Raw genomic sequence first — 24,571 nt, forward strand, 5'->3', positions numbered from 1 at the left:
TGTCCCCCGTGTACGTGTGAGTGCTTGGATGTGGAATGCCGCCGACGGCGGATGGTCGGTCCGGCCCGGTCGGTGCGACACCAAGAGCATCAGCCGTCACAGGCGGCCTGCGCAACAGCCGGCGCCCGATCCACCACGGTGGAACCATCCCAGCCCGTCTGACGTGCAGGTACATGGGGTGCCTGGGATGGCGGCACCGGTCCGGGACACGCAGGGGGAACGTTGTCAGAACGGGACGGCGCGAACGAGGTCGCGGAGTTCGCGGCGCTGCTCACGCGGCTGAAGGAACGTACGGACCGCAGCTACGGCCAGCTGGCCCGGCGGCTGCACATGAACACCTCGACGCTGCACCGCTACTGCGCGGGGGACGCGGTCCCGCTCGACTTCGCCCCCGTGGAGCGCTTCGCCGCGCTGTGCGGGGCGACGGCGGAGGAGCGGCTGGAGCTGCACCGGCTGTGGCTGCCGGCGGTGGCGGCACGGCAGCGGCCACGGACACCGGTGGCCGCTGTCGTGCCGGAACCCGGGCCCGCCGCCGAACCCGGGCCCGCCGCCGAGCCCGAGCCCGCCGCCGAAGTCGAGCCCGAGCCCAACTCCGGGCCTGAGCCCGCTCCCGAGCCGGAGCCGGAGTCAGAGCCCGCGGGCGAGACGGTCACGAACCTGGGCGCCCCTCCCGCCCCGCTCCCCTGGTACCGCCGTCGGCGGATCCTGGTGACGACGGCCGTCGCCGTCGCGTCCGCCGCCACCCTCGCCGGGCTGTCCGCCCTGTCGCACGACCGCTCCTCCTCCGCCGACGCCGTACGCCCCACCGATCCCGGCCGCACCAGCTCGGCCGCTCCCGAGTCCCCGGGTTCTGGCCCCTCGAAGAAGCCGAAGGGCAGTGCCTCGCCTTCGCCGGACCGGACCTCGCCGCCCGCCTCCCCCGGCGCCGGCGCCGGCGGGCCCACCCCCTCCCCGTCCGGCTCGGTCCCCGGCGACAGCCCCACGGGCGGGGCGGGTCCGGGCGCGGCCGTGCCCCTGACCTGGACCGTCAACTCGCATGTCTGGAACCAGGGCTGCGGCCACGACTACGTGGTGGCCAAGCCGCCCGCGCAGGTCCCGCCGCCCCCGGCCGCACAGGACGCCAGGACATGGGCGGCGGCGCAGGGCGCCCGGCACGGCCGTGACACCAACGTGCAGATCTCGGTGCAGGGCCGGAACTCCACGGCGGTGGTGCTCGAAGCCCTCCGGGTGCGCGTCGTGGGGCGCGCGGCCCCGTTCGAGGGCAATGCCTACGCCATGGACAACGGCTGCGGCGGAGCCCTCACCCCCCGGTTCTTCTCCGTCGACCTGGACGCCGACCGTCCCGTCGCCCGCTCCGAACCCGGCGGTGACGCCGAGGGCCCCATCCCCGCGATCCAGCTGCCCTACCGTGTCTCGGCGGAGGATCCGGAGGTGCTGCTGGTCACCGCGAAGACCGCGGCCTGCGACTGCAGTTGGTACCTCGAACTGGACTGGTCCTCGCAGGGCCGCACCGGCACGATCCGGATCGACGACCACGGCAGCCCGTTCCGCACGAGTGCCATCAAGGGGCTGCCGCGTTACTCGTACGACACCTCCGGCCGTCAGTGGGTGCCGTACGTGTCCTAGGGCCGGGGCACGTTCCGCAGGTTGGACCGCGCCATCTGGAGCATCCGCCCCACGCCGCCGTCGAGCACCATCTTCGAGGCGGACAGGGCGAACCCGGTCACCATCTCGGTGCTGATCTTCGGCGGGATGGACAGGGCGTTGGGGTCGGTGACGACATCGACGAGGGCCGGGCCCTTGTGCTTGAACGCGTCCTTGAGCGCGCCGGCCAACTGCTTGGGCTTGTCCACGCGCACCCCGTGGGCACCGCAGGCGCGGGCCACGGCGGCGAAGTCGGGGTTCTTGTTGGTGGTGCCGTAGGAGGGCAGGCCCGCGACCAGCATCTCCAACTCGACCATGCTCAGGGAGGAGTTGTTGAAGAGGACGACCTTCACGGGCAGGTCGTACTGCACCAGGGTGAGGAAGTCGCCCATCAGCATGGTGAATCCGCCGTCGCCGGACATCGACACGACCTGACGCCTTCGGTCGGTGAACTGGGCGCCGATCGCCATCGGCAGCGCGTTGGCCATCGAGCCGTGGGAGAAGGAGCCGATGACGCGGCGGCGGCCGTTGGGTGAGATGTAACGGGCGGCCCAGACATTGCACATGCCGGTGTCGACGGTGAACACGGCGTCGTCGTCGGCGAGTTCGTCGAGCACGGAGGCCACGTACTCGGGGTGGATGGGGACGTGCTTCTCCACCTTGCGGGTGTACGCCTTGACCACGCCTTCCAGCGCGTCGGCGTGCTTCTTGAGCATCTTGTCCAGGAACGTGCGGTTCTGCTTGGCCCGCACGCGCGGGGTGAGACAGCGCAGGGTCTCCTTCACATCGCCCCACACCGCGAGGTCGAGCTTGGAGCGGCGGCCCAAGTGCTCGGGGCGGACGTCGACTTGGACGATCTTGACGTCGTCGGGGAGGAACGCGTTGTACGGGAAGTCGGTGCCGAGCAGGATCAGCAGATCGCACTCGTGGGTGGCCTCGTAGGCGGCGCCGTAGCCGAGCAGTCCGCTCATGCCGACGTCGTAGGGGTTGTCGTACTGGATGTGCTCCTTGCCCCGCAGCGCGTGTCCCACCGGGGACTTGATCTTCTCCGCGAACTCCATGACCTCGGTGTGCGCGCCCGCGGTGCCGCTGCCGCAGAACAGGGTGACCTTGTCGGCCGCGTCGATCATCTCCACCAGCCGGTCGATCTCGGTGTCGCCGGGGCGGACGGTGGGCCGGGAGGTGACCAGGGCGGTCTCCAGCGGCTTGTCCGGGGCGGGTTCGTCGGCGATGTCACCGGGGAGCGAGACGACGCTGACGCCGGAGCGGCCGACCGCGTGCTGGATCGCGGTCTGGAGCAGTCGCGGCATCTGCTTCGGGTGGGAGATGAGTTCGCTGTAGTGACTGCACTCGCGGAACAGCTGGTCGGGGTGGGTCTCCTGGAAGTAGCCGAGCCCGATCTCGCTGGAGGGGATGTGGGAGGCGAGGGCGAGGACCGGGGCCATGGAGCGGTGGGCGTCGTACAGGCCGTTGATGAGGTGCAGGTTGCCGGGACCGCAGGAGCCCGCGCAGGCGGTCAGCTTCCCGGTGATCTGCGCCTCGGCGCCGGCCGCGAAGGCGGCGGTCTCCTCGTGCCGCACATGCACCCAGTCGATGCCGGCGTTGCGGCGTACCGCGTCGACGACCGGGTTGAGGCTGTCGCCGACGACGCCGTAGAGGCGCTTCACACCGGCGCGGACGAGGATGTCGACGAACTGTTCGGCGACGTTCTGCTTGGCCATGGATCCATCAATCCACAACCCCCGCCGTTACGCCTCCCACACGGCGGCGGCCGTCCGGTCGTCCGCGTAGCCCTTGACCCGCACCTGGGTGTCCGCGAGGAACGCGGCGAGGCCCGGTGGGGTGGGGCCGGACCAGCGGCCCGTGAGGTACTCGCACAGCTCCGGTTCGCCGCGCAGGGGCTCCGCGAAGCCGCCGCTGCACATCAGGAGCGTGTCACCCGGGCGGGCTACCGAGGCGCGGAAGCGGAAGGGTTCGCGGGGCGGCTCGGGTGCGGCCTCGTAGGGGCTGGGCGGGGTGGGGATGCCGAGGTCCATGGTGAGGCGGTCGCCCTCGGGGGTCTCGGCGGGCAGCGAGCCGAAGCCGACCACCGGTTCGCCGGTGATGTCCTGGACGCGCGGCTCGATGTCCTGCCACTCGCCGTCCCTGAGGCGGAACAGTCCGCCCGCGCCGACGCCGAAGAAGACGCGCGTACGGCAGTCCGTGTCGGCCGGCAGGAGCAGACAGCGCAGGGTGGCGGAGTACTCCTCCGGGTCGATGCCCTGTTCGGTGGCGCTGGCGCGGAGTTTGCCGAGGCTGCGGTCGGTGAGCCGGTGCAGCCCCGACTTCAGGTCGCCGCGGCGGGCGGCGCGGAGGTCCTCGGCGAGGCGTGCGTGGCTGCGGCCCACGGCCCTGCCGATCCAGTGGCAGGCCTCGGCGGCGGCCCGGTGCGCGCCGGGGGTCGCGCGGGCGCCGGTGGCCATCGCCACGAGGACCAGGGCGTGGTCGCCGGTGCCGAAGCGGGCGGTGAGGAGGGAGTCGCGGCGGGGTTCGCCCCGGAAGCGCGCGGAGTCGCCCCGCACGGAGGCGGCACGCAGGGTGCAGGAGCCGTAGTGGGCGCCGTCCAGGACGGTGTCGGCGACCAGGTCGTCGAGGTCGTCGGGGTCCGCGGGCGGGAGGGCGGTGGGTTCGGCGTCGTAGGTGGGCGGGCCGGAGCCCACGAAGTCCAGGGGGCCGGGCGGGAGTGTGGGGAGGTCGACCCGGGTGGGGGTGCGGGTGGGTGCCGGTCCGGGGGGTGTGTCGGTGGGCGGGGGTGCCGCGTCGCCCGGTGTCGCCACCGGCGGGTGGGTGTCGCTCGGCCGCGGCCCGGAGACGGGAGCGGCCGCGGCGGCACGACGGTCCGCGGGGTCCGCCGGTGCGGTGTCGGCGGGCTGCGCGGGCGGGCCGTCCGCCGGCCTCGGCGGATCTCCGCCCGGCGTGAGGTTCGTCGGGCCCGTGGTCGTCCGCGTCGCTTCCCAAGGGGCCCGGGACCTCGTCGGCGGGGTGTCCTGCTCACCCTCCCTCGGCGCCGGAACGCCCGTGCCCGTGTTCACCGCCCCCGCCGCCGAGGCGAACCGGTCGTCCAGCGAGTCGGGCGCTGCGGCCGGGCCCGCGTCCTCGGTGTCGTCGTACAGCTGACCCCACCAGTCGTCCTCGTGACCGGTGGGCCTTCCCCCCTGCTGGCTCATGCCCCTAATTGTCCACCGCACGGGCCGGATGAAAACGGGGCATCCGGAAAAATCGGCGGCTCGCCGTACGGAGGGTGAGTCACCGAACAGCCGTACGAGCGGCGCCGCCGGACGGATCCACCCCCCACGGGAGAACCGCCCGGCGACGCCCGGGTGACCCGGACCTCCGATCCCCGACGCGCTAGCGCACGTCGTAGGCCCGGGACACGATCTGGCTGACCGAATTGCCGTTCGCGTCGGTCATGTCGGACCTGAGTGTGACCTGCTTTCCTGTCGCTGCGCTGTGGTCGACGTACGCCTCCCAGACCGTCCCCTTCTTCGACGTCCGCGCCTGGGTCCAGGTCTCCCCGCCGTCGTAGGAGTACGCGAGCTTCACCGAGGTCAACGCCCCGGGCTCGTAACCCGCGTGGCCCGTGGCCGTGAGGGTGATCCGCTGACCGTCGCGGGCCGGGAGCGTTTTGAGGCCGTCCTCCGGGAGGTCGTAGCGCGGGAAGAGGAGCGGGATGCCCTGGGAGTACGCGTTCTCGTCCAGCGCCGAACGGAAGGACCAGGTCGTCGAGATGGCCGTCGAACGCTTCCACACCCTGGCCGGGGAACCGAACTTCGTGGTGTTCAGGGTGAGTTCGTACGACGACTCCGCGGCCGGGACCTCGAACACCCCGAACGGGTAGGGGCTGTCGCCGACGGTCTCACCGTCCCGCTTCAGCACCATGCCGCCGATGTCACCGAAACTGCCCTGCACGCCCTGGTGTCGGCCGTCGCCCCAGAAGGCCGGCGCGACTCCGATCAGGTTGCCCTGGCGTTCCGCGGCGAGCGCCTGGTCGCCGTTCGCGTCGAGCGGGGTGCTCGGCGCGAGGACGCCGCCGTACCACTCCTCGGTCCGCTTCTCCCCCTTCTCGTAGGTCCGCACGGGGTCGATCATGAACTCGCCCCAGGGGAAGCTGCTGGACACCTCGTGCTCCCAGCCGGTGGTGCCCGGCGTGTGGAACTCGGTGCGCTCGAAGGGCGCGGGGACCGTCTCGATCTCGCCGAAATATCCGGTCAGTCCGCTCGGGCGGGTCATCGACTGGAGGTCGATGTGGTCGGTGGCGGTGCCCGCCATCGAGTTGTACGTCGCCGTCGTCGCCGCCAGGTCCCGGTCCCGCACCCGGTAGACGCGGTCGCTCTGGATCCGGCCGGTCTCCGGGTGGGCGAGGTTGTAGACGTACGGGCTCTTCGCGGTGGCCGTCCAGCGCAGTGTCACCTCGTCCGCGGCGAGCAGGGACTTCGCCTCGTCCGTCGGGATGCCGAGGACCGGCAGCGTCCCGCCGGTGAAGCCGACCGACGGGTACCAGCGGCCCGGTGCCTCGCGATAGCCGAGCACGGCCACGGCGCCGGCCGCCTTCGCACGGTTGGCGACCTCGTACGCGCTGCCGCTGTCGTCCAGCTTCACCAGCGCGATCCTGCCCTTGGCGCCCGAAAACTCCTCCTCCGTACCGGACTTGGCGTCGAAGAGCGGCGCTCGCCCGGTGCCGTCGAGGTTGACCGAGCTGGTCGACGCGGTGACCGGGTGGAGCTTCTGGCCGCCGACCACGGCGAGTTCGGTGATCTGAGGAGCCGCCGCCCTCCAGAAGCTGTCGAACTCGAAGGTGCCGTCGGTGGCTCTGCCGGTGACGGAGGCGTAGTAGCCGCCCACCGAGCGACCCGCCGCGGCGGTCCCGGCGTGCAGCCAGGTGTCGTCCCACGTGCGGGCGAAACCGAGCGTGACGCCGCGGAGTTCGGTCGGCCGGTCCGTCTGCACGCTCAGCCGGTGGGCCTTGCGGGCGTCCAGGACGACGGTCGTGTCACCGCGGATCTCCAGCTGCGGACGGGCCAGATAGGTGAGGGAGTCGAGCAGCGTGCCCTCGGTCTCCGGTGTGGTGACGAAGCTGGAGAGGAAGTAGCCGCCGGGGCGGATCTCGTACGTCTGGTCGCTCGCACCGTCGTTGAAGCGGCGCTCGCCGCTCGCGTCGTCGGTGCCGATCAGGTCGACGGAGGAGGCGCCGGTGGCGGGCTTGCCGAGGCGGTCGATCAGCTTCACGCGCAGGGTGACCGTCTCCGGCTGGACGTAGAGCGCGAAGGGGGTGGAGACGGAGACACCGTCGGCGGTGGCGAGGACGCGGCCGGTGATGTCGCCGTACTGGGCGCGCTTGAGGGTCGCCGTCGGGTCGATGCGGAGCGGGACCTCGACCGTCTTTCCGGCCGGGACCTTGACGGACCCGGCACCCGGACGGGCGACGGAGGAGCGGACGGCGGAGCCGTCGTTGCCGGTGACCCCCACCACCGACAGCTTCAACTCCACCGCCCGGTCAGTGGTGTTGGTGTAGGGCACCGACACTGCCGTACGGTCGCTCGGGTCCTGCGGCCAGTTGAAGGTGCCGGCCTGGACGGCGGGCGCTCCCAGCACCGTCTGGTCGATCGCCGCCTTCACGTCGAGGCGGCCGCCGCCGGTCTCGCGGACGTCGCCGGGGATGTCCGCGTCGGCCGAGGAGACCAGGGCCGTCTTGATCTGCCGGGCGCTCCAGTCGGGGTGACGCTGCTTGACGACGGCCGCCGCGCCCGCGACATGCGGGGTCGCCATCGACGTACCGCTCATGGACTGGTAGGCGTATACGCCGCGGCCGCCCGCCGCGGCGGCGGAGATGCCGACGCCCGGCGCGGTGATCTCGGGCTTGAGGGTGTGGGAGCCGTAGACCGGGCCGCGGCTGGAGAAGTCCGCGGTGGAGTCGTCACGGTCGACGGCGCCGACGGTGAGGACGCTGGGGGCACAACCGGGCGAGGAGACCGTGTTGTTGCCGGGTCCGGTGTTGCCGGCGGCGATCACGAAGAGGGTGTTCGCGTTGGCCTGGGCGAGTTCCTCCGTGGCCTGGGCCATCGGGTCGGTGCAGTCCGTGCGGGCCGGGTTGCCGAGGCTCATGGAGACGACGTCGGCGCCCTGGTCGACGGCCCACTGCATACCGGCGATGATCCATGAGGTCTCGCCGGAGCCGTAGTCGTTGAGGACCTTGCCGTTGAGGAGGTCGGCGCCCGGCGCGACGCCCTTCTTCTTGCCGCCGCTCGCCGCGCCCGTGCCGCCGACGGTCGAGGTGGTGTGGGTGCCGTGGCCCTGGTGGTCGTCGGCGTCGGCGGAGTCGGTGAAGTTCTGGGAGGCGGCGATACGGCCCTTGAGGTCGGGGTGGTCGGCGTCGACGCCGGTGTCGAGGACGGCGACCTTGGTGCCCTTGCCGTCGTAGCCTGCGGCCCAGGCCTCGGGGGCGTGGACCTGCTGGGTCGACCGGTCCAGGGTGGCCTCGACCTTGGCGTCGAGCCAGAGCTTCTTCACCGAGCCCTGGGTGACGTCGGCCCAGAAGTCGTCGGCCTTCTTCTTGTCCGCGTCCAGGGCGACACCGTCGATCGAGCCGAGGACGAGGTCGCGTTCGGCGCCGCGCGGGGTCTTCGGGACGCTGCGGGCGGTGACGGCGCGGTCGTACGTCGCGATCAGCGGCAGCGTGTCGCTGTGCGCGTCGTCGTAGCCCTGCCGGACCAGTCCGGTGACGTTGAAGAGCTCCTCGTCGACCCGGCCCGCGCCCAGCGCCTCGATCGCGCGCTCGGGATAGACGTACAGGTCGTCGCCGGACTGGCGGGTCTGGGTGAAGGGGATCGTGCCGTCCTCGCCGGGCAGGGCGACGGCCCCGCCCTCGGTGACGAGGACCCGGTCGCCGGTGACGAGGGTGACGACGGAGCCGGCGGCGGGGGTGGCCCGGCTGCCGGTCAGCGGTCGGTGTTCCTCTGCCGCGTGCGTGGGCACGGCGGTCGTGACGGCCAGGACGGCGGCGGTCGCCGCCCCCAGGGCCGTCCGGCGTATCGCTCTCGCCAAGATCGCTTCTCCTGCCGTGTCGCCGCATGCCCGCGAGCGCGAAACGCGCAGGCCGAAGTGGCCCAGGACGGGCATTGCGGACGGTGGTTGATGCTGCGGTGGCGCCACCTTGGCAGAGGGACGGGTGGTGCGGGGATGATGTGCCGAGGCGGGTTTGCGCCGTGGCCGATTCCCGCCACGGCACCACTGGGGAGGGGGCTGCCGATGCTGGGCGTGCTGGGGCTGGACGAGCGGCACGAGTCCGCGTACCGGGCGCTGGTCTCCGTCGGCGCGGCCGACGTGCCGGATCTGGCGCGCCGGCTGACGCTCGGCGAGCACGACACGGAGCGGGCCCTGCGCCGCCTCGAACAGCACGGGCTCGCGGCGCAGTCGTCGGCGCGGCCCGGGCGTTGGGTCGCCGCGCCGCCCGGGGTGGCGCTGGGGGCGCTGCTCACCCAGCAGCGGCACGAGCTGGAGCGGGCGGAGCTGGCGGCGGCGCTGCTGGCCGAGGAGTACCGGGCGGCCGCCGCCGAACCGGCCGTGCACGATCTGGTCGAGGTGGTCAGCGGCGCGGGCGCGGTGGCGCAGCGCTTCCTCCAGCTCCAGCTCGGGGCGAGCGAGGAGGTGTGCGCACTGGTCACCGGCAAGCCGGCGGTCGTCTCCGGCATCGAGAACGAGGCCGAGGAGCAGGCGGCAGGGCGCGGGGTGCGCTACCGCGTGGTCGTCGAGCGCGCGGTCCTGGACCTCCCCCACGGCCTCACCGAGCTGTCCGCCGCACTGGGCCGCGACGAGGAGGTACGGGTGGTGGACAAGGTGCCGACCAAGCTGGTCGTCGCCGACCGCGCCCAGGCCCTCGTACCGCTGACCGCGCCCGCCTCCGAGCCCGCCGCGCTGGTGGTGCACGCCAGCGGTCTGCTGGAGCTGCTGTCGGGACTGTTCGAGTCGGTGTGGCGCGACGCGCTGCCGCTGCGCCTCGGGGCCTCCGGCGTCACCGAGGAGTCGGCGGACGGCCCCGACGGCACCGATCTGGAGGTGCTGTCCCTGCTGCTGGCCGGGATGACCGACGCGAGCGTCGCCAAACAGCTCGACCTGGGCCTCAGGACCGTACAGCGCCGGGTGAAGCGGCTGATGGAGCTCAGCGGGGTGACGACCCGGTTGCAGCTGGGGTGGCATGCGTACGAGCGGGGCTGGGTGGCTCGGGAGTGACCGCCGGTCCCGGGGGTGTACTTGGCTGACCTGCGGTTTCTCCGAGCGTCCGGCACTCTGGACAGATGGGAGTGTGGGACCTCCTGCTGGTCGGCCTGGTCCTCTTGCTCGGCCTGTGCGGAGTGCTGGTGCCCGGGGTGCCGGGGTCGTGGCTCGTGTGGGCCGCGGTCTCATGGTGGGCGCTGAAGGATCCGCGGCCGGTCTCGTGGTGGGTGCTGGTGGGGGCCACCGTCGTGCTGTTCCTGTCCCAGGTGGTGCGCTGGGCGCTGCCGCCCCGCCGTCTGCGCACCAGCGGTGCCACGCCCCGGATGGGCGTCTACGCCGGTCTCGGCGCGTTCCTCGGCTTCTTCCTGGTCCCGGTGCTGGGCGCGATCCCCGGCTTCATGGCCGGCATCTACCTGCACGAGCGCCGCCGCCTGGGCCGCCACGGCGAGGCCGAGGCGGCCCTGCGCACGGTCATGCGCTCGGGCGGCTCCAGCGTGCTGGCGGAGCTGTTCGCCTGCCTGCTGATCATGGGGGCGTGGCTGGGGGCGGTGCTGTGGGGATGACGTAGGGCCACGGCCCTAGGCCGAGAAACCGATGCGCCCGCCGCGGCGGGCGTGTTTGGGTGGCCGCATGACCGAATTCAGCGAGGCCGAACGCGCGTATCTGAGGTCGCAGCGGCTGGGGCGGCTCGCCACGGTGTCCCCCCAGGGGCAGCCGCAGGCCAACCCGGTCGGCTTCTTCCCCCAGGACGACGGGACGATTCTGGTCGGCGGCTACCAGATGGGCCGCAGCAAGAAGTGGCGCAACCTCCAGAAGAACCCGAAGGTCGCGCTCGTGGTCGACGACATCGTCAGTCTGCGGCCCTGGAAGGTGCGGGGGGTCGATATCCGGGGGGAGGCCGAGCTGCTGGTGGGGCCGCATGAGCTGGGGGCGCACTTCAGTGAGGAGGTCATCAGGATCCATCCTCGACGGATTCACAGTTGGGGGCTCGAACCCCTGGAAGGGGCGTAGCCCCCCTGCGGACCAGGGCCTTACAGGACACCCTCCAGGCTCAGCAACGTCGTCTTGCGCTCCAAGCCGCCCGCGTATCCCGTCAGCGAACCGTCCGCGCCGATCACCCGGTGGCACGGCCTGACGATGAGCAGGGGGTTGGCGCCGATCGCTCCGCCCACCGCCCGCACCGCGGCCCGGGGTGCGCCGATCCGGGCGGCAATCTCGCCGTATGTCGTCGTCGCGCCATAGGGGACGTCGTCCAGCGCGGCCCACACCCGCTCGCGGAACTCCGTACCCTCGGCCCGCAGTTCCAGCCGGAACTCCTTCAGCTCACCGGCGAAGTACGCGGCGAGCTGCTCCTCGGCCTCGCGGAAGAGGGCGGGGTCGTGCGGCCAGCCGTCCTGGACCGTGCGGCCGCCCTTCTGGTCCGGTACGGACAGGGAGGTGAGGGTGCCGGTCGGGTCGGCGGTGAGGAGAAGGGGGCCGACGGGGCTGTCGACGGTCGTCCAGTGGGTGGTCATCGGGTCTCCAACTCCCCTGCGGCACGCAGGTGTTGTACGGCGTACGAGCGCCAGGGGCGCCAGGTGTCGGGGGCGTTCAGGTCGGGCGGGGCCACGTCGGGGTCGCCGAGGGCGCGGGTGCGGATGACGGCGGCGGTACGGGCGTCCATGCCGGGCAGGGCGAGCAGCGCCGTCTGTGCGTCGTCGCGGTCGGCGCCGGGGTCCAGGTGGACGGCGCCGTCGGCGAGGGCGGCGGTGAGCGCGCCGAGGGGGCCCTCGGGCTCGGCCTCCGCGAGGACCGCCGGTTCGGGGAAGAGGTGGGTGAGGCTGCCGCAGGGCGCGTCGAGCGCCTTGCCGTACCGCTGCACGAGCCGCGCGGCCTGTGCCGGGCCGGCCAGCGCCCGTACCGCCAGTTCCTCGGGGTCGGCCGCGCCCGGCGACCGCAGCCCCGGCCGTGCCGCGACCAGCGGGGCGAGCCGCGGGTCGGCGCCGAGCCGTTCGTCGACGGCGTACGGATCGGCGTCGAGGTCGAACAGGCGCCGCAGCCGCTGTACGGCGGTCGTCAGATCCCGCAGGTCGGTGAGGTGGAGCCGGGCGTCGAGCCAGCCGCGCGGCCGCTCCTCGACGGCGACGATCCCGGTGCCGTACGGCAGCCGCAGGGTGCGCCGGTAGGTGCGCTTCCCCTCGGTGCCGCTCACCTCCTCGACGCCGGGCACAGCCTCGTCGGCCAGTACGTCGAACACGGCGCCGGACCGGTACGGGCCCCGGTAGGCGAGCCGCAGCGGCACGCCGGCCGCCGGGGTGGCCGTACGACGGGACGCGGGCGCGGACTCGCGCAGCCGGCTCGGGGTCTGCGCGTACACGGTGCGGATCGTGTCGTTGAACTGCCGCACGCTGGCGAAGCCGGAGGCGAACGCGATCTGGGTGACCGGCAGCTCCGTGGTCTGCAACAGGACCCGCGCGGTGTGCGAGCGCTGGGCGCGGGCCAGGGCGACGGGCCCGGCGCCGAGTTCCGCGGTGAGCTGCCGCTGGACCTGCCGGGCGCTGTACCCCAGCCGGTCCGCGAGCCCCGCGACACCCTCCCGGTCGACGACCCCGTCGCCGATCAGCCGCATCGCACGCCCCACGACATCGGCCCGCACATTCCACTCGGCCGAGCCCGGCACGGCATCCGGACGGCACCGCCGGCAGGCCCGGAACCCGGAACCCTGCGCGGCGGCGGCCGTCGCGAAGAACCGCACATTGCGCCTCTTGGGCGTGACGGCGGGACAACTGGGCCGACAGTAGATCCCTGTCGTCTCGACGGCGAAGAAGAACTCCCCGTCAAACCGCCCGTCCCGACTCCGCACCGCCTCGTACCTGCTGTCTTCGTCCATCACACAGTCCAGTGTGCGGCCTGCACGAGAACGGGGCTGGCGGATTTCAGACACGGTACTGGGGCGCCCCCGAAGGGGCGCGGGGAACTGCGCGACCAGCCACAACAGGCCCGCAGCCGCCCGACGACACAGCGAGGCACCCCAATAGGCGCTACCGCACCCTCCCCCGCTTCGCCTCCATCGCAGCCTTCCCTTCAGCCCCCCGCCGCTTCCAGTCCCGACGAAGCTCCGCACGGACCCGCGCATCGGTCTTCGCCACGATCCGCTGGTTCTCCCGAATCAGCTTCCGGTAGCTCTCCAGCCGCCGCTCCGGCAGCTCACCGTCCTCGACCGCGGCGAGCACCGCACACCCCGGCTCCGCCTCATGGGCGCAGTCGTGGAACCGGCACCGCTCGGCCAGTTCCGCGATCTCGGAGAAGACCTGTCCGACACCGTTCTCTGCGTCGAAGAGCCCGACCCCGCGCAGCCCCGGGGTGTCGATCAGCACGCCCCCGCCCGGGAGGGCGAGGAGGTTGCGGGTGGTCGTCGTATGGCGTCCCTTGCCGTCGACGTCCCGGGCCGCGCGCACGTCCATGACGTCCGCGCCGACCAGGGCGTTCGCGAGGGTCGACTTGCCCGCTCCGGACTGCCCGAGCAGCACGCTCGTACCGCCGGAGACGACCGCGACGAGCACGTCGAGCCCGTCGCCGTCGAGGGCGCTGACCGTCAGCACCGGTACGCCCGGCGCCGTGGTCTCCACGTCCTGGACGAGATACGAGAGCGTCACCGCGTCCGGCACGAGGTCGGCCTTGGTGAGCACGACCACGGGCTGCGCCCCGCTCTCCCAGGCGAGCGCGAGGAAGCGCTCGATGCGGCCGAGGTCGAGCTCGACGGCGAGGGACACGGCGATGATCGCGTGGTCGACGTTGGCGGCGAGGATCTGCCCCTCGGACCGCTTGGAGGAGGTGGAGCGTACGAAGGCGGTGCGGCGCGGCAGATAGGTGCGGACGTAGCGCGGGTTGCCGCCGGGCTCGACGGCGACCCAGTCCCCGGTGCACACGACCCGCAGCGGGTCGTGGGGCGTGACGAACGCGGTGTCCGCCCGCAGGAGACCGTCCGCGGTGACGACGTCGCACTGCCCGCGGTCGACGCGGACGACCCGCCCGGCCAGCAGTCCTTCGGCGTCGTAGGGGGCGAACTCGTCCGCCCATGCGTCGTCCCAGCCGTAGGGAGCGAGCGCGGAGAAAACAGAGGTGGAAGTCAAGGGTGACCCTTCACAGGGTGGCCCCGGCGAGGAGTGGAGTGGTCAGCCGGCGGCCACGGAGGTGGACTTGATGAACTGAATGCGGGCAGCGCTCGTCGCAGTGACAGCCATCGGTCAACACCTCCTCGTACGCACTCGGTCGAAGCCGGAACGCCCCCACCTTAGACAGGTGCGCCCGCGGACGCCACGAGTTTTTTTCGCCGCGCGACAGGACGCGAGCACGTTCTGTCAGAAAAGCGCCTTCAGTTGGCAATGTCGCACTACAGGCGCCTGACCTGCGCCTCGCTCCTAATGTTCTTGGAAGAGCCGCCGTACGTTCCCTGGCGCGCACGGGGCGTACCACAGGTCGCCGTCCGGACCGCGCCCCCCACGACTCACACGAAAGGGAACGGACATGACGGACCACCCCCCGCAGCGATCCGCCGCCCCCATCAAGCACCACGCCGGCATCCACTCCTGCGACGAGGAGTTCCTGACGGTGATGGTGCCCTTCCTCAGGGACGGCATCGCCGCCGAGGACGAACCCGACCCGGTGGCCATCACCACCCCGCGCAAACTGGACCTGCTGCGCGAGGCGCTCGGCCCGGACGCCCGGCACGTGGACTTCCAGAACTCCGCGCACTGGTACCACGGGTCACCCGCGAACAGCATGGCCATCGCCCTCGACTACTACGTCACGCACGCGGGTCCGACGGGCGGGCTGCACATGGCGGGCGAACCGCTCTGGAGCGGACGCTCGCCACGTCAGGTCGGCGAGTGGAAGCGGTACGAGGCCCTGGCCACCGAGCTCTTCACCGGAGCCCCGCCCGACCTGATCTGTCTGTACGACACCCGCGTCGTACCGCCCGATGTCGTCGCGGCCGCCCGGCACACCCATCCGACCGTGCTGGACCGGCTCGGCGTCCGGCCCAGCCCGCTGTTCACACAACCGGCCGAGTACGCGACCCGGGACCTCGCCCCACTGCCCGAGCCCCCGCCGGAAGCTGTGGGGGTCAGCCTCGCCGGGGACATGGCCGCCGCCCGCTGGTTCGCGGCGGAGCAGGCGAAGGCCCGCGGCATGGCGGTCGAGCGGGCGGACCGTTTCGGGGTGGCCGTGTCCGGGGCCACCGGCTATGCGGCCGCCCAGGGCCTCGACAGTGCGCGGTTGCTGCTGTGGTCGACCGGGGAACGGATCGTCTGCGAACTGCGCACCCCGCACGGCCGGATCACCGACCCGTTCCTCGGCTTCCGGCCGCCCGGCCCCGAGGCGGGCCCGGCGGACGGGCTGTGGCAGACCCGTCAGTTCTGCGAGTTCGTGGACCTGAGGTCCGGGGACGCGGCCGAGGACGGGTGGACGATCCGGATGGAGACGGCACTGGCACCCTCGGGGTGACGGACCACGGATGAGGGGCAGCCGCGGTCAGGCCTTGGTGCAGCTGTGTCCGTTCAGCGTGAAGTCGTACGCCGGGGAGTTCGTGCCCTGCCAGGAGGCGAGGAAGCCGAAGGCGAGGTCGGCGCCCGCGCGGACGGACTTGTTGTAGTCCGCGGCGGTGGCGGTGACACGGGATCCGTTCTGGGCGAAGCTCGCGTCCCACATCTGGCCGACCTTCTGGCCGTCCTTGAAGGACCAGGCGACACGCCAGTCGTCGAGGGCCTCGTCGGTGGTGACGGTGACGGTGGCCTGGAAGCCGTCGGGCCACTGGTTGACCAGGTCGTAGCGGACCTCGCAGGTGGCCGAGGCGCTCTTGGTGGGGGTCGGCTTGTCGTCGTCGCGGGCGGAGGAGGAGGTGCCCTGGGGTTCGGGGTCGGGGTTCTTGCGCGCGGAGGTGCTGCCGGCCGCGGACGGTGTGGGCGAGGCCGCCGGCGCGGAGGTCGAGGACGGGGACGGCACGGTGACGCCGGGGTCGGCCACCGGCTGACGGTCGGTGGGCAGCGAGGCGTCGTCGTCCATGGCGCCGCCGCCCATCGGCATCATCGAGACGGCGAGGGCCAGCAGCGAGACCAGTACGGCGGTGACGAGCAGTCCGCTGCGCACGACACGCGCCTTGTGCGCACCGGGGTTCGGCGGACCGGCGTCGGCCGGTTCCGGGCGTCCGGCGCCCAGTCGTACCTCCGCGGCCCGGCGTCTGCGCTCCAGGTACGCGAGGCCGCCCCAGCCGATCACACCGCCCGCGAGCGCCCCGGGCAGTCCGCCGCCGTGCAGCCGCAGACAGGCGGCGGCCTCGGCGCACTGCACACAGGTGGCGAGGTGCCGGGAGAGGTCCTCCGGGGTGTCGCCGGTGGTCGAGCGGGTGACCGCGTCGAGGAGGCGGGCGTAGCTGCGGCACTGCGGGGCCATCGGTGAGTCGAGGTGGTTGCGGTGGCTGCGGTCCCGGAACAGGCCGCGCACCTGCGTGAGTTCCTCCGACACATGGGCCGGGTCCAGACCGAGTCGGCGGGCCACCACGGACAGCGGCAGCGCCTCCACCTCGGCCAGCCACAGCAGGTCCGCGTCGTGCTCCTGCATGTCGCGCAGTCCGCGCAGGGCGAGCGGGCGTTGCAGCGGCGGGCCGGTGTAGCGTGCGGCCTTGTCCGAGTTGAGCCACAGGCGCAGGTCGGGGTCGAGCCGGTGGCCCTGGCCCGCGGTCTCCCAGGCGGTGGCGGTGGTGCGAACGGCGGTCAGCAGCAAGGGGATCACGGGCAGCCGGGGCGCACGGCGGCCCACGCCTCTGGTGCTGCCGTCGGTGCGGGCCTCGCGCATACCGAGGGCGAACGCCTCCGTGGCCAGCTGGGTGGCCGCGGTGGAGCCGGCCGTGCACAGGTCGGCGTAGGAGAGGACGGCGTCCCAGCACTCGGTGAACAGCGCGGCCTCGGCGGCGTCCTGGGGGGTCGGCAGGTCGGGCATCAGACTCCTGCATCGGGAGCGAGGTCAACTCACCTTATTGGCAACGGAGTTGTGGGGAACCTCGCGACAGTGCACGAGCTTTTCACGGCTTCCACACAACTGACAAGCTCACTATTCAAATCCGGTTACCGGGAGTTCGAGCCTGTCCACACCTCGTTGCCGCTGTTGCGCGTGTTACTCCTGGAGACATACGCAGAAAAGGCCCGGACGTCTCGATCCGGGCCCTGACTGCTCGACTGACTCTCCCCCGCGGCTCCCCGCGACTACACCTCGGCGGGCTCCTGCGCCGGAAGGCTGTCCATGAAGGAGCTCACGGAGAACACCGCGCGGCCGGGCCCGGGCTCGCCGTATCCGGGGGGCGAGGAGAGACCGAAGTCCTCCATCGTCTGGCGATAGGCCTGGAGCAGCCGGATGTGGTACTCCAGCGGCGCGCCCTGCGGGTTGGCCTTGCCGAGCGGGGTGGTCGGCTCCGGGCACCAGGTGGTGAAGCGGGGCGTGATGCCGTGCGACATGAAGAAGCGCAGACCCTCGGTGGTGGACTCGATGGCCTCGTCGACCGTCTTGAAGCCGAAGGGCTCGGCCATCTCCACGCCCGCCACGAAGTTGGGGATCACATTGCGCGCGCCGAAGATCTCCGCCGAGTCGAGGATCCGCTTGTGCCACTCGTCGCGGCCGACGTAGCGCTCCTTGCCGGGGCAGTGGAGCTTGAAGAGGTACTCGTCCCACACCTCGTAGTTGGGGTGGTAGATCTGGACGCCGTAGTCCTTGAAGCGCTGTACGTCGTCCTTGGGCAGCGCCTGGGCGACGACCTTGCCGATCCAGCGGCCCGGGAAGCGCTCCTCGATGGCCTTGGCGTAGTGGCCGTAGAAGTCGGCCTCGTCGCGTCCGGCGACGGTCTTGGTGATCGCGCCGCCGGTGAGGGTGTAGGCGGTGGAGGTCTTCGCGGTGTCGTACCGGTCGATGATCTCCAGGGCTTCGAGGACCTCCTCGACGTCCTTGACTCCCGTGTACGGGCGGCCGGCGGCCTTGTGCTGGCGCCAGTTGTGGTTGATGTCGCAGTACTGGCACTCCTCCTTGGCGCCGAAGTACTGGCAGACCCGGAAGACGGTCAGATAGATGAGGTAGCCCCACTGGATGGTGGGCGCGACCTCCATGACGGACTTCCCGTTGGAGAGCTTGTGCTTGTAGTACTCCGGCATCGGCGGCACACCGACGTCGGCGATGCGCTTGCCGTCGAGGTAGAGGCCGAGCACACCCTCGTCGTCGGCGGCGACGCGGTACGGCGAGCTCGGGTTCACCCGCACGGAGACGACGGTGCGGCGCAGGTCGTACGGCCCGCCCGTGAGGATGATCTCCTCCGGCGGGCGCCTGAGGGCGGCCTCGCCGAGCTCGGGCAGGGTGCCGTGGTCGAAGGAGAAGATGAAGTACGACTTCGGCTTGACCTCACCCCCCTCGTTGTCGCTGAGGGCGGACGGGTCGAAGGCCACGCCACCTCGCAGCAGATCCTCTTTGAAGACGGCTTCCCGCGGTACGTGCGGGAATCGCTCCATCAGATCTTCGACCAGTGCGGTGCGGCTGCCCATCCGTAATCTCCTCCCGGCTCAGGCGTTCGACTCCTCACGGTATGCCCCCGCCCGCCCGTCACGCGTACCGGGTCCCCTCGCGCCGCGCGATGTGTTCCGGTACGGGTGTTTCGTCCGGCAGTACGGGATCGCCGACGGGCGCGCCCCACACCGAGGTCAGCGGCAGGGTCCCGGCCCAGAGACCGAGATCGGCGTCGGGTCCGTCGCCGTCGTCCGGCGGGCCGGTGCGGATCTTGACCGAGGCCTCTTCGAGGGAGAGGGCGAGGAGGGTGGTGGCGGCGAGTTCCTTACGGTTCGGGCTTCGGGCGTACGACCACTGCCCCGGGGTCGCGTGTTCGGTGACCCGGCGCAGGCCCGCCAGCTTCTCGTCGGGGTCGGTGACCTTGCGGGCCTCGCCGTGGATCATCGCGCTGCGGTAGTTCACGCCGTGCTCGAAGACGGACCGGGCGAGGACCAGCCCGTCGACGTGCGTGACGGTGACACAGACGGGGGTGCCGCCGGAGAGACTGCGGCTCGCCACCGAGCCATGGACGTAGAGCTGCCGCTCGTCACGCCCGTAGACGGTCGGGACGACCAGCGGCCGGCCCTCGATCACCACGCCCAGGTGACAGACGAAGCCCGCGTCGAGGATGGCGTTCAGATCGGCACGGTCGAGGCTGCCCTGGTCGCGCAGGCGACGGTGGCGGGTGAGGTCGGTCTCGGGGAGCGGGGCGATCGGATCGAGGGCCATGCCGGTGGACGCTACTGATATCGCTTCCAGAGCGCCATGTTTTTACGAATAGCGCCGGTCGAGCCCTTCCAGAACAACTGAATCCGCACCCGGTCAGGCTCCGTGCTCCAGCGCCGCCGGCTCCACCGGGTACGCCATTCCCCGGCCCGTCACCAGCCGCTCCGCCTCCTCGGCCACCGCCGTGCCGAGCCGGGTCAGCTCGTTGCCCTGCGAGCCCGCGAGGTGCGGGGTGACGAAGGCGTTCGGGAGGTCGTAGAGCGGCGAGTCGGCGGGGAGGGGTTCGGGGTCGGTGACGTCGAGGATCGCGCCGATGCGGCCGGTGCGGAGTTCGGCGACCAGGGCGTCGTGGTCGACGAGTCCGCCGCGCGCGGTGTTGATCAGGACCGCCCCGTCGGGCATCAGGGACAGCTCACGGCGGCCGATGAGGTGATGTGTCTCAGGGGTCTCCGGGGCGTGGATCGTGACGATCTGCGAACCTCGCAGCAGTTCGTCCAACTCCATCAGCGGTACGCCGAGTTCGGCGGCCCGCGCCTCGGTGACGTACGGGTCGGTGAGCGCGGGCCGCAGGTCGAAGGGGCGCAGGAGTTCCAGCACCCGGCGGCCGATGCGGGAGGCGCCGATGACGCCGACCCTGCGGCCGTGGTTGCCGATGCCGGGGACGATGCCCCAGCCGGGGTGGGCACGTGCGGTGCGCAGGCGCTCGCGGGCGGCGAAGAGGTCCTTCCCGGCGAGGAGGATCATGGCGAGGGTGTACTCGGCGACAGGGAGCGCGTTGGCGTCGGCGGCCGAGGAGACCTCGATGCCCCGCCGCCAGACCTCCGGCGTGGCGAAGCCCTTGACCGAGCCGGCGGAGTGCAGGATCGCCCGCAGTTTCGGTGCCGCGTCGAGGACCGTCGCGTCGATACGGGGGCAGCCCCAGCCCGTCACGAGGATCTCGGTGCGGGCGAGCGCCTCCTTGACGCGCGGGTCGGTGAAGTCCTCGGCCACGAGATCCGGGTCGATGTCCACCGCCTCCCGCAGCCGCTCCAGCACCTGCGACGGGAAGACGTGCGGGAGATTGGCGGCGGTCATGGCGAACAGCGCCTGGGGACGCTCGGGCAAGGTGGTGACCCCCGGTCGAGGCAAACGGATAGAAACCGCTCTCTACGTTAGGTGTCGGCGGATGAGAGGGTCAACGGACAGGTTCTGCGTGGAAGGGACGACACGGATGACGGAGACAGTCACCAACTGGGCCGGCAACATCACCTACGCCGCCAAGGAATTGCACCGGCCGAGCTCGCTCGACGCGCTCCGGGCACTGGTGGCCGAGAGCGCGAAGGTACGGGTGCTGGGCAGCGGGCACTCCTTCAACGAGATCGCCGAACCGGGCCCCGACGGTGTCCTGTTGTCGATCGCCGCACTCCCCGCGGTGATCGACGTGGACACGGCGGCCCGCACGGTGCGGGTCGGGGGCGGCGTCCGGTACGCGGAGCTCGCCCGCACGGTCCACGCCCACGGCCTCGCACTGCCCAACATGGCCTCGCTGCCGCACATCTCGGTGGCGGGGTCGGTCGCGACGGGGACGCACGGCTCGGGTGTGGGCAACGGTCCGCTGGGCGCGGCGGTGCGGGAGGTCGAACTGGTCGTCGCCGACGGATCGAGGGTGACGATCGGGCGGGACGACGAACGCTTCGGCGGGGCCGTCACCTCGCTGGGCGCCCTGGGTGTCGTCACCGCGCTCACCCTGGACCTGGAGCCGGCCTTCGAGGTCGAGCAGCATCTCTTCACCGAACTGCCGCTGGAGGGGCTGGACTTCGCGTCGTTCTCGGCGATCATGTCGGCGGCGTACAGCGTCAGCCTGTTCACGGACTGGCGGGAACCGGGCTTCCGGCAGGTGTGGCTGAAGCGGCGGGTGGATCAGCCGCTCGCCCCCTTCACCTGGGCCGCCCCCGCCACCGAGAAGCTGCACCCGGTGCCGGGGATGCCGGCGGTGAACTGCACCGAGCAGTTCGGGGTGCCGGGGCCGTGGCATGAGCGGCTGCCGCACTTCCGGGCGGAGTTCACGCCGAGCAGCGGGGCGGAGCTCCAGTCGGAGTATCTGCTGCCGCGGCGGTCCGCCGTCGACGCCCTGTATGCAATCGACGGTATCCGGGAGACGGTCGCCGGCGTACTGCAGACCTGCGAGGTGCGTACGGTCGCCGCCGACGAGCAGTGGCTGAGCCCGTCGTACGGACGCGACACGGTGGCGCTGCACTTCACCTGGATCGAGGACACGGCGGCCGTGCTGCCGGTGGTGCGGCGGCTGGAGGAGGTGCTCGACGGCTTCGGCCCGCGGCCGCACTGGGGGAAGGTGTTCACCACGCCGGGCGAGGTCCTGCACGGCCGCTACCCCAGGCTGGACGACTTCCGGGCGCTGGCCAGTGGCCTGGACCCTGAGGCAAAATTCGCCAACGCCTTCGTCCGGGACGTGCTGGCCGGCTGACTTTATAAAGCCCCTTTCCTAACCCCTTGTCGAAAGTCGTCGGCAGCCCATAGCCTTGCGCCGCGCCGGTGCCGATGTCGTCCCGGCGGGAGCCGAAGGGACGGGGCGACCCGGTGCTGTGCCCTCCCGGGGGACCGCCCCCGGCCCCCGGCCGAGTACACGGACCGGCGCCGGCCAGGGAGGGAAGTTCGATGAAGCGCGGCACCTCACGTGACATCCGCACCGCGAACCGCTACGAGGTGCTGCGCCAGATCATCGCCGCGTCGCCCACCTCCCGGCAGGAGCTGGCGGCCGCCACCGGGCTGAGCCTGGCCACGGTCGCCACGCTCGTCGGCGAGCTGCTCGACCTCCGGATGATCACGGAGGTCGGGTTCGAGGACTCGGCGGGAGGCCGCCCCCGGGGACTCGTCGCGGTCAACGCGTCGGGGGGCGCGTTGATCGGCGTCGACATCGCGGAGACGTACGTCCATGTCGAGCTGTTCGACCTCGCGCTGAACGTGCTGGCCCGCGCCGAGGAGGACGTCCGCCCGGGAGAGAGCCTCCCCGAGCAGGTCGTCGGCCATGTCGCCGCGGTGGTGGGCCAGGTGGTCGCGCAGGCCGGCGTCGAAGGCGCCCGGGTCCTGGGCGTCGGGGTGAGCGTGCCGGGTCAGGTGGACCGGGACACCGGGTTCTCCGAGTACGCGCCCAACTGGGACTGGCACGACGTGCCCCTGCTCGATCTGCTCACCGAGCACATCGCCTACCCGCTGTACCTGGACAACCCGCTGCGCGCCTCCGCGGTGGCCGAGCTGTGGTTCGGTGCCGCGCGCGGGCGCGGGAACGCCGTGGTGGTGAACCTCGGTACCGGTGTGGGCGCCGGGCTCGTGCTCGGCGGCGGGCTGCACCGCGGGGTCAGCAACAGCGCCGGCGAGTGGGGCCACACCACGATCGTGCTGGACGGCCGGGAGTGCCGCTGCGGCAAGCACGGCTGTGTGGAGGCGTACGTCGGCGCGTCCGGGATCATGCTGAATCTGCGGGAGTCGAGCCCTGACAGCCCGCTGCTGCACGAGGACGACCAGACGGCGACCATCGCCGCCCTGGCCGAGGGGCTGCGGCAGAAGGACCCGGTGGCGGTCAACACCCTCCGTGACACGGTCCGTTACCTCGGTGCCGGGATCGCCAACCTGGTCAACCTGTTCAACCCCGAGGTGATCGTGCTCAGCAGCTGGGTCGCCGCCGCCCTCGGCGAGTCCCTGGCCGAGGAGGTGCGCGAGGCCGTCGCCCGGCACGCGCTGCCCCGGCCGATGGCCGCCACCGAGATCGTCCTCTCCCCCATCCCCACGGACCCCGTGTGCCTGGGCGCGGCCACGTTCGCGCTCGAAGGGGCCCTCCAGTCGGTCGGCCAGAAGTCGCCGAAACGCACCGCCGCGCCCGCGAGACGGCAGTAACTCGCGACGCCGTAAGGAAGTTGCGGACCGCTGACACGGCGGCCCGCACCCCGTGACGTCCGGTATCCCGAACGCCCCGCAACGCTTCGAACAGACTTCGTCCAACCCCTTGCCGAAGCCTTAGCCGAAGGTTAACGTCCCGCACCGCACCACCCTTTGAGCCACCTGGCGCTGAGCCGCTTCAGGCACCGGGCGCAGAGCCTCAGCCGTACTCGAGACAAGGACGTCAGCATGTCGGCAATGAGAAACGTCAACTGGGACCGCCGTACCGTCCTGCGGGCCGCCATGGGTATGGCCGCCGCCGGCGGACTGGCCGCGTGCGGTGGCAACACCGGCCGCAGCAGCTCCGGTGACAGCCTGGTGCAGTACTTCCACGCGTACGGCGAGGCGGGCACCGAGCAGGCCATCAAGCGTTATGCGAAGGCCTACAAGGAAGCCAACGTCACCACCCAGTGGATCACCGGCAACAACTTCGAGCAGAAGCTGTTCGCCGCGCTGCTCACCAAGAACGCGCCCGACGTCTTCGAGTTCCACCCGCAGATCCAGCTCATCAAGAGCGGTCAGGTGGCCGACCTGACCGACATCATCGAGCCGGTCAAGAGCGACTTCAACCAGGCCGACATCGCGTCGCACACGGTCGACGGGAAGATATACGGCGTCCGCATGATCGACGACCCGCAGTTCTTCTTCTACCGGCCGTCGGTGTTCGAGAAGGCCAAGATCGAGGTTCCGCAGACGCTGGAGGAGCTGATCGAGGCCGCCGACAAGCTCACCACCAGCAAGGTCAAGGGCGCCTTCCTCGGCAACGACCTCACCACGGTGCAGAACCCGCTCATCTGGTCGGCCGGCGCGGACACCCTCACCGCCGACAACAAGCCCGCCTTCAACACGGATGCGGTCGCCGACGGCCTCAAGCAGCTGCGTTCCCTGTTCACCAGCGGCAACCTGCTGCTCGACGCCCCCACCGACTGGTGGGACCCGTCGGCCTTCACCCAGGGCCTGACCCCGATCCAGTGGTGCGGAATGTGGGCCATGCCCGCGATGATCGAGGCGCTCGGCGACGACATCGGCATCTTCCCCTTCCCGAAGGTCGGCTCCGCCGGCAAGCAGTCGGTCACCAACGGCGGCTGGTCGATGTTCGTCAACGCCAAGGGCAAGAACGTCGACGCGGCCAAGGAATACGTGAAGTGGCTGTGGATCGAGCAGAAGAAGTACCAGGAGGACTGGGCGCTGTCCTACGGCTTCCACATCCCGCCGCGCACGTCCATCGCCGAGACCGCCACCAAGCTCAAGACGGGCCTGCCGGCCGAGGGCGTGAAGCTCTTCAACGAGTTCGGCCACTTCGACAACATCGGCTGGACCCAGGCCATGATCGCCGCGGTCAACGATGTGATCGCGAACTCCGTCCGCAAGAACGAGGACCCGAAGGCCCAGCTCGCCACGGCCGAGAAGAAGGTCGACGCCGAACTCAAGAAGCTGTTCGGATAGGCCGGCGGACGGA

At 71.5% G+C, this 24,571-nt stretch carries 18 protein-coding genes; 8 read left to right on the forward strand and 10 right to left on the reverse strand.

Translation table 11 applies throughout. The features are described from left to right. The first annotated feature begins 222 nt into the window (after window positions 1-222). The gene (locus ACFY0U_RS06575) at window positions 223-1,626 is read left to right on the forward strand and encodes a helix-turn-helix domain-containing protein (RefSeq protein ID WP_388631179.1); all 1,404 of its coding nucleotides are present in this window, start codon (window positions 223-225) and stop codon (window positions 1,624-1,626) included. Here the strand turns inward: ACFY0U_RS06575 and ACFY0U_RS06580 are convergent. The 3 genes from ACFY0U_RS06580 to ACFY0U_RS06590 form a co-directional block, all read right to left on the reverse strand. Further along, entirely contained in the window at window positions 1,623-3,365 is a 1,743-nt protein-coding gene (locus ACFY0U_RS06580; RefSeq protein WP_388631182.1) for a pyruvate dehydrogenase, read from the reverse strand. The genes ACFY0U_RS06575 and ACFY0U_RS06580 overlap by 4 nt on opposite strands. Window positions 3,366-3,392: 27 nt before the next feature. Then, window positions 3,393-4,850, reverse strand: a complete 1,458-nt coding sequence (locus ACFY0U_RS06585) for a protein phosphatase 2C domain-containing protein (RefSeq protein WP_388631185.1) — start codon at window positions 4,848-4,850, stop codon at window positions 3,393-3,395. 181 nt (window positions 4,851-5,031) lie between these two features. Continuing rightward, window positions 5,032-8,724, reverse strand: coding sequence for a S8 family serine peptidase (locus tag ACFY0U_RS06590; protein ID WP_388631187.1), 3,693 nt, complete (start codon window positions 8,722-8,724; stop codon window positions 5,032-5,034). A 204-nt stretch (window positions 8,725-8,928) separates the two neighbouring features. On the opposite strand from ACFY0U_RS06590, the gene ACFY0U_RS06595 reads away from it, so the two are divergent. The 3 genes from ACFY0U_RS06595 to ACFY0U_RS06605 all read left to right on the forward strand — a co-directional run bounded on the left by ACFY0U_RS06595 (window position 8,929) and on the right by ACFY0U_RS06605 (window position 10,905). Beyond that, on the forward strand, window positions 8,929-9,909 hold the full coding sequence (locus tag ACFY0U_RS06595; RefSeq protein ID WP_388631190.1) for a helix-turn-helix domain-containing protein: 981 nt from the start codon (window positions 8,929-8,931) through the stop codon (window positions 9,907-9,909). Between the two features lie 65 nt (window positions 9,910-9,974). Then, a complete protein-coding gene (locus ACFY0U_RS06600; protein ID WP_388631192.1) occupies window positions 9,975-10,457 on the forward strand; it encodes a DUF456 domain-containing protein in 483 nt (160 codons plus the stop codon). A gap of 67 nt (window positions 10,458-10,524) precedes the next feature. Continuing rightward, window positions 10,525-10,905, forward strand: a complete 381-nt coding sequence (locus ACFY0U_RS06605) for a PPOX class F420-dependent oxidoreductase (RefSeq protein WP_388631195.1) — start codon at window positions 10,525-10,527, stop codon at window positions 10,903-10,905. Between the two features lie 20 nt (window positions 10,906-10,925). On the opposite strand, the gene ACFY0U_RS06610 is transcribed toward ACFY0U_RS06605, so the two are convergent. The 3 genes from ACFY0U_RS06610 to rsgA all read right to left on the reverse strand — a co-directional run bounded on the left by ACFY0U_RS06610 (window position 10,926) and on the right by rsgA (window position 14,006). After that, complete coding sequence (locus ACFY0U_RS06610; RefSeq protein ID WP_388631198.1) at window positions 10,926-11,408, reverse strand: methylated-DNA--[protein]-cysteine S-methyltransferase; 483 nt, start codon at window positions 11,406-11,408, stop codon at window positions 10,926-10,928. Further along, window positions 11,405-12,763 (reverse strand): DNA-3-methyladenine glycosylase 2 family protein, encoded by a 1,359-nt coding sequence (locus tag ACFY0U_RS06615; RefSeq protein WP_388631200.1) that lies wholly within the window; start codon window positions 12,761-12,763, stop codon window positions 11,405-11,407. Before ACFY0U_RS06615 ends, ACFY0U_RS06610 begins: the two co-directional genes overlap by 4 nt. Window positions 12,764-12,914: 151 nt before the next feature. Further along, complete coding sequence (rsgA, locus tag ACFY0U_RS06620) at window positions 12,915-14,006, reverse strand: ribosome small subunit-dependent GTPase A (RefSeq protein WP_388631203.1); 1,092 nt, start codon at window positions 14,004-14,006, stop codon at window positions 12,915-12,917. 394 nt (window positions 14,007-14,400) lie between these two features. Between rsgA and ACFY0U_RS06625 the strand changes: the two genes are divergently transcribed. Next, the gene (locus ACFY0U_RS06625) at window positions 14,401-15,378 is read left to right on the forward strand and encodes an anti-sigma factor RsbA family regulatory protein (protein ID WP_388631206.1); all 978 of its coding nucleotides are present in this window, start codon (window positions 14,401-14,403) and stop codon (window positions 15,376-15,378) included. Between the two features lie 27 nt (window positions 15,379-15,405). Here ACFY0U_RS06625 and ACFY0U_RS06630 read toward each other — a convergent pair whose 3' ends face one another. The 4 genes from ACFY0U_RS06630 to ACFY0U_RS06645 form a co-directional block, all read right to left on the reverse strand. Beyond that, complete coding sequence (locus ACFY0U_RS06630; protein WP_388631208.1) at window positions 15,406-16,869, reverse strand: cellulose binding domain-containing protein; 1,464 nt, start codon at window positions 16,867-16,869, stop codon at window positions 15,406-15,408. Between the two features lie 263 nt (window positions 16,870-17,132). After that, a complete protein-coding gene (locus ACFY0U_RS06635) occupies window positions 17,133-18,452 on the reverse strand; it encodes a radical SAM protein (RefSeq protein WP_388631211.1) in 1,320 nt (439 codons plus the stop codon). 58 nt (window positions 18,453-18,510) lie between these two features. Then, a complete protein-coding gene (locus ACFY0U_RS06640; RefSeq protein WP_388631213.1) occupies window positions 18,511-19,182 on the reverse strand; it encodes a pyridoxamine 5'-phosphate oxidase family protein in 672 nt (223 codons plus the stop codon). A gap of 93 nt (window positions 19,183-19,275) precedes the next feature. Next, window positions 19,276-20,283: a hydroxyacid dehydrogenase gene (locus ACFY0U_RS06645; protein WP_388631215.1), complete on the reverse strand. Its 1,008-nt coding sequence runs from the start codon at window positions 20,281-20,283 to the stop codon at window positions 19,276-19,278. 106 nt (window positions 20,284-20,389) lie between these two features. Between ACFY0U_RS06645 and ACFY0U_RS06650 the strand changes: the two genes are divergently transcribed. The 3 genes from ACFY0U_RS06650 to ACFY0U_RS06660 all read left to right on the forward strand — a co-directional run bounded on the left by ACFY0U_RS06650 (window position 20,390) and on the right by ACFY0U_RS06660 (window position 24,558). Further along, window positions 20,390-21,643 (forward strand): FAD-binding protein, encoded by a 1,254-nt coding sequence (locus tag ACFY0U_RS06650; RefSeq protein ID WP_388631219.1) that lies wholly within the window; start codon window positions 20,390-20,392, stop codon window positions 21,641-21,643. A 191-nt stretch (window positions 21,644-21,834) separates the two neighbouring features. After that, entirely contained in the window at window positions 21,835-23,070 is a 1,236-nt protein-coding gene (locus ACFY0U_RS06655) for an ROK family protein (protein ID WP_388631222.1), read from the forward strand. Between the two features lie 231 nt (window positions 23,071-23,301). Then, entirely contained in the window at window positions 23,302-24,558 is a 1,257-nt protein-coding gene (locus ACFY0U_RS06660; protein ID WP_388631225.1) for an ABC transporter substrate-binding protein, read from the forward strand. The last annotated feature ends 13 nt before the right edge of the window (window positions 24,559-24,571 follow it).

The sequence above is a fragment of the Streptomyces sp. NPDC001536 genome, assembly GCF_042894505.1.
In the GTDB taxonomy this organism is placed as follows: Bacteria; Actinomycetota; Actinomycetes; order Streptomycetales; family Streptomycetaceae; genus Streptomyces.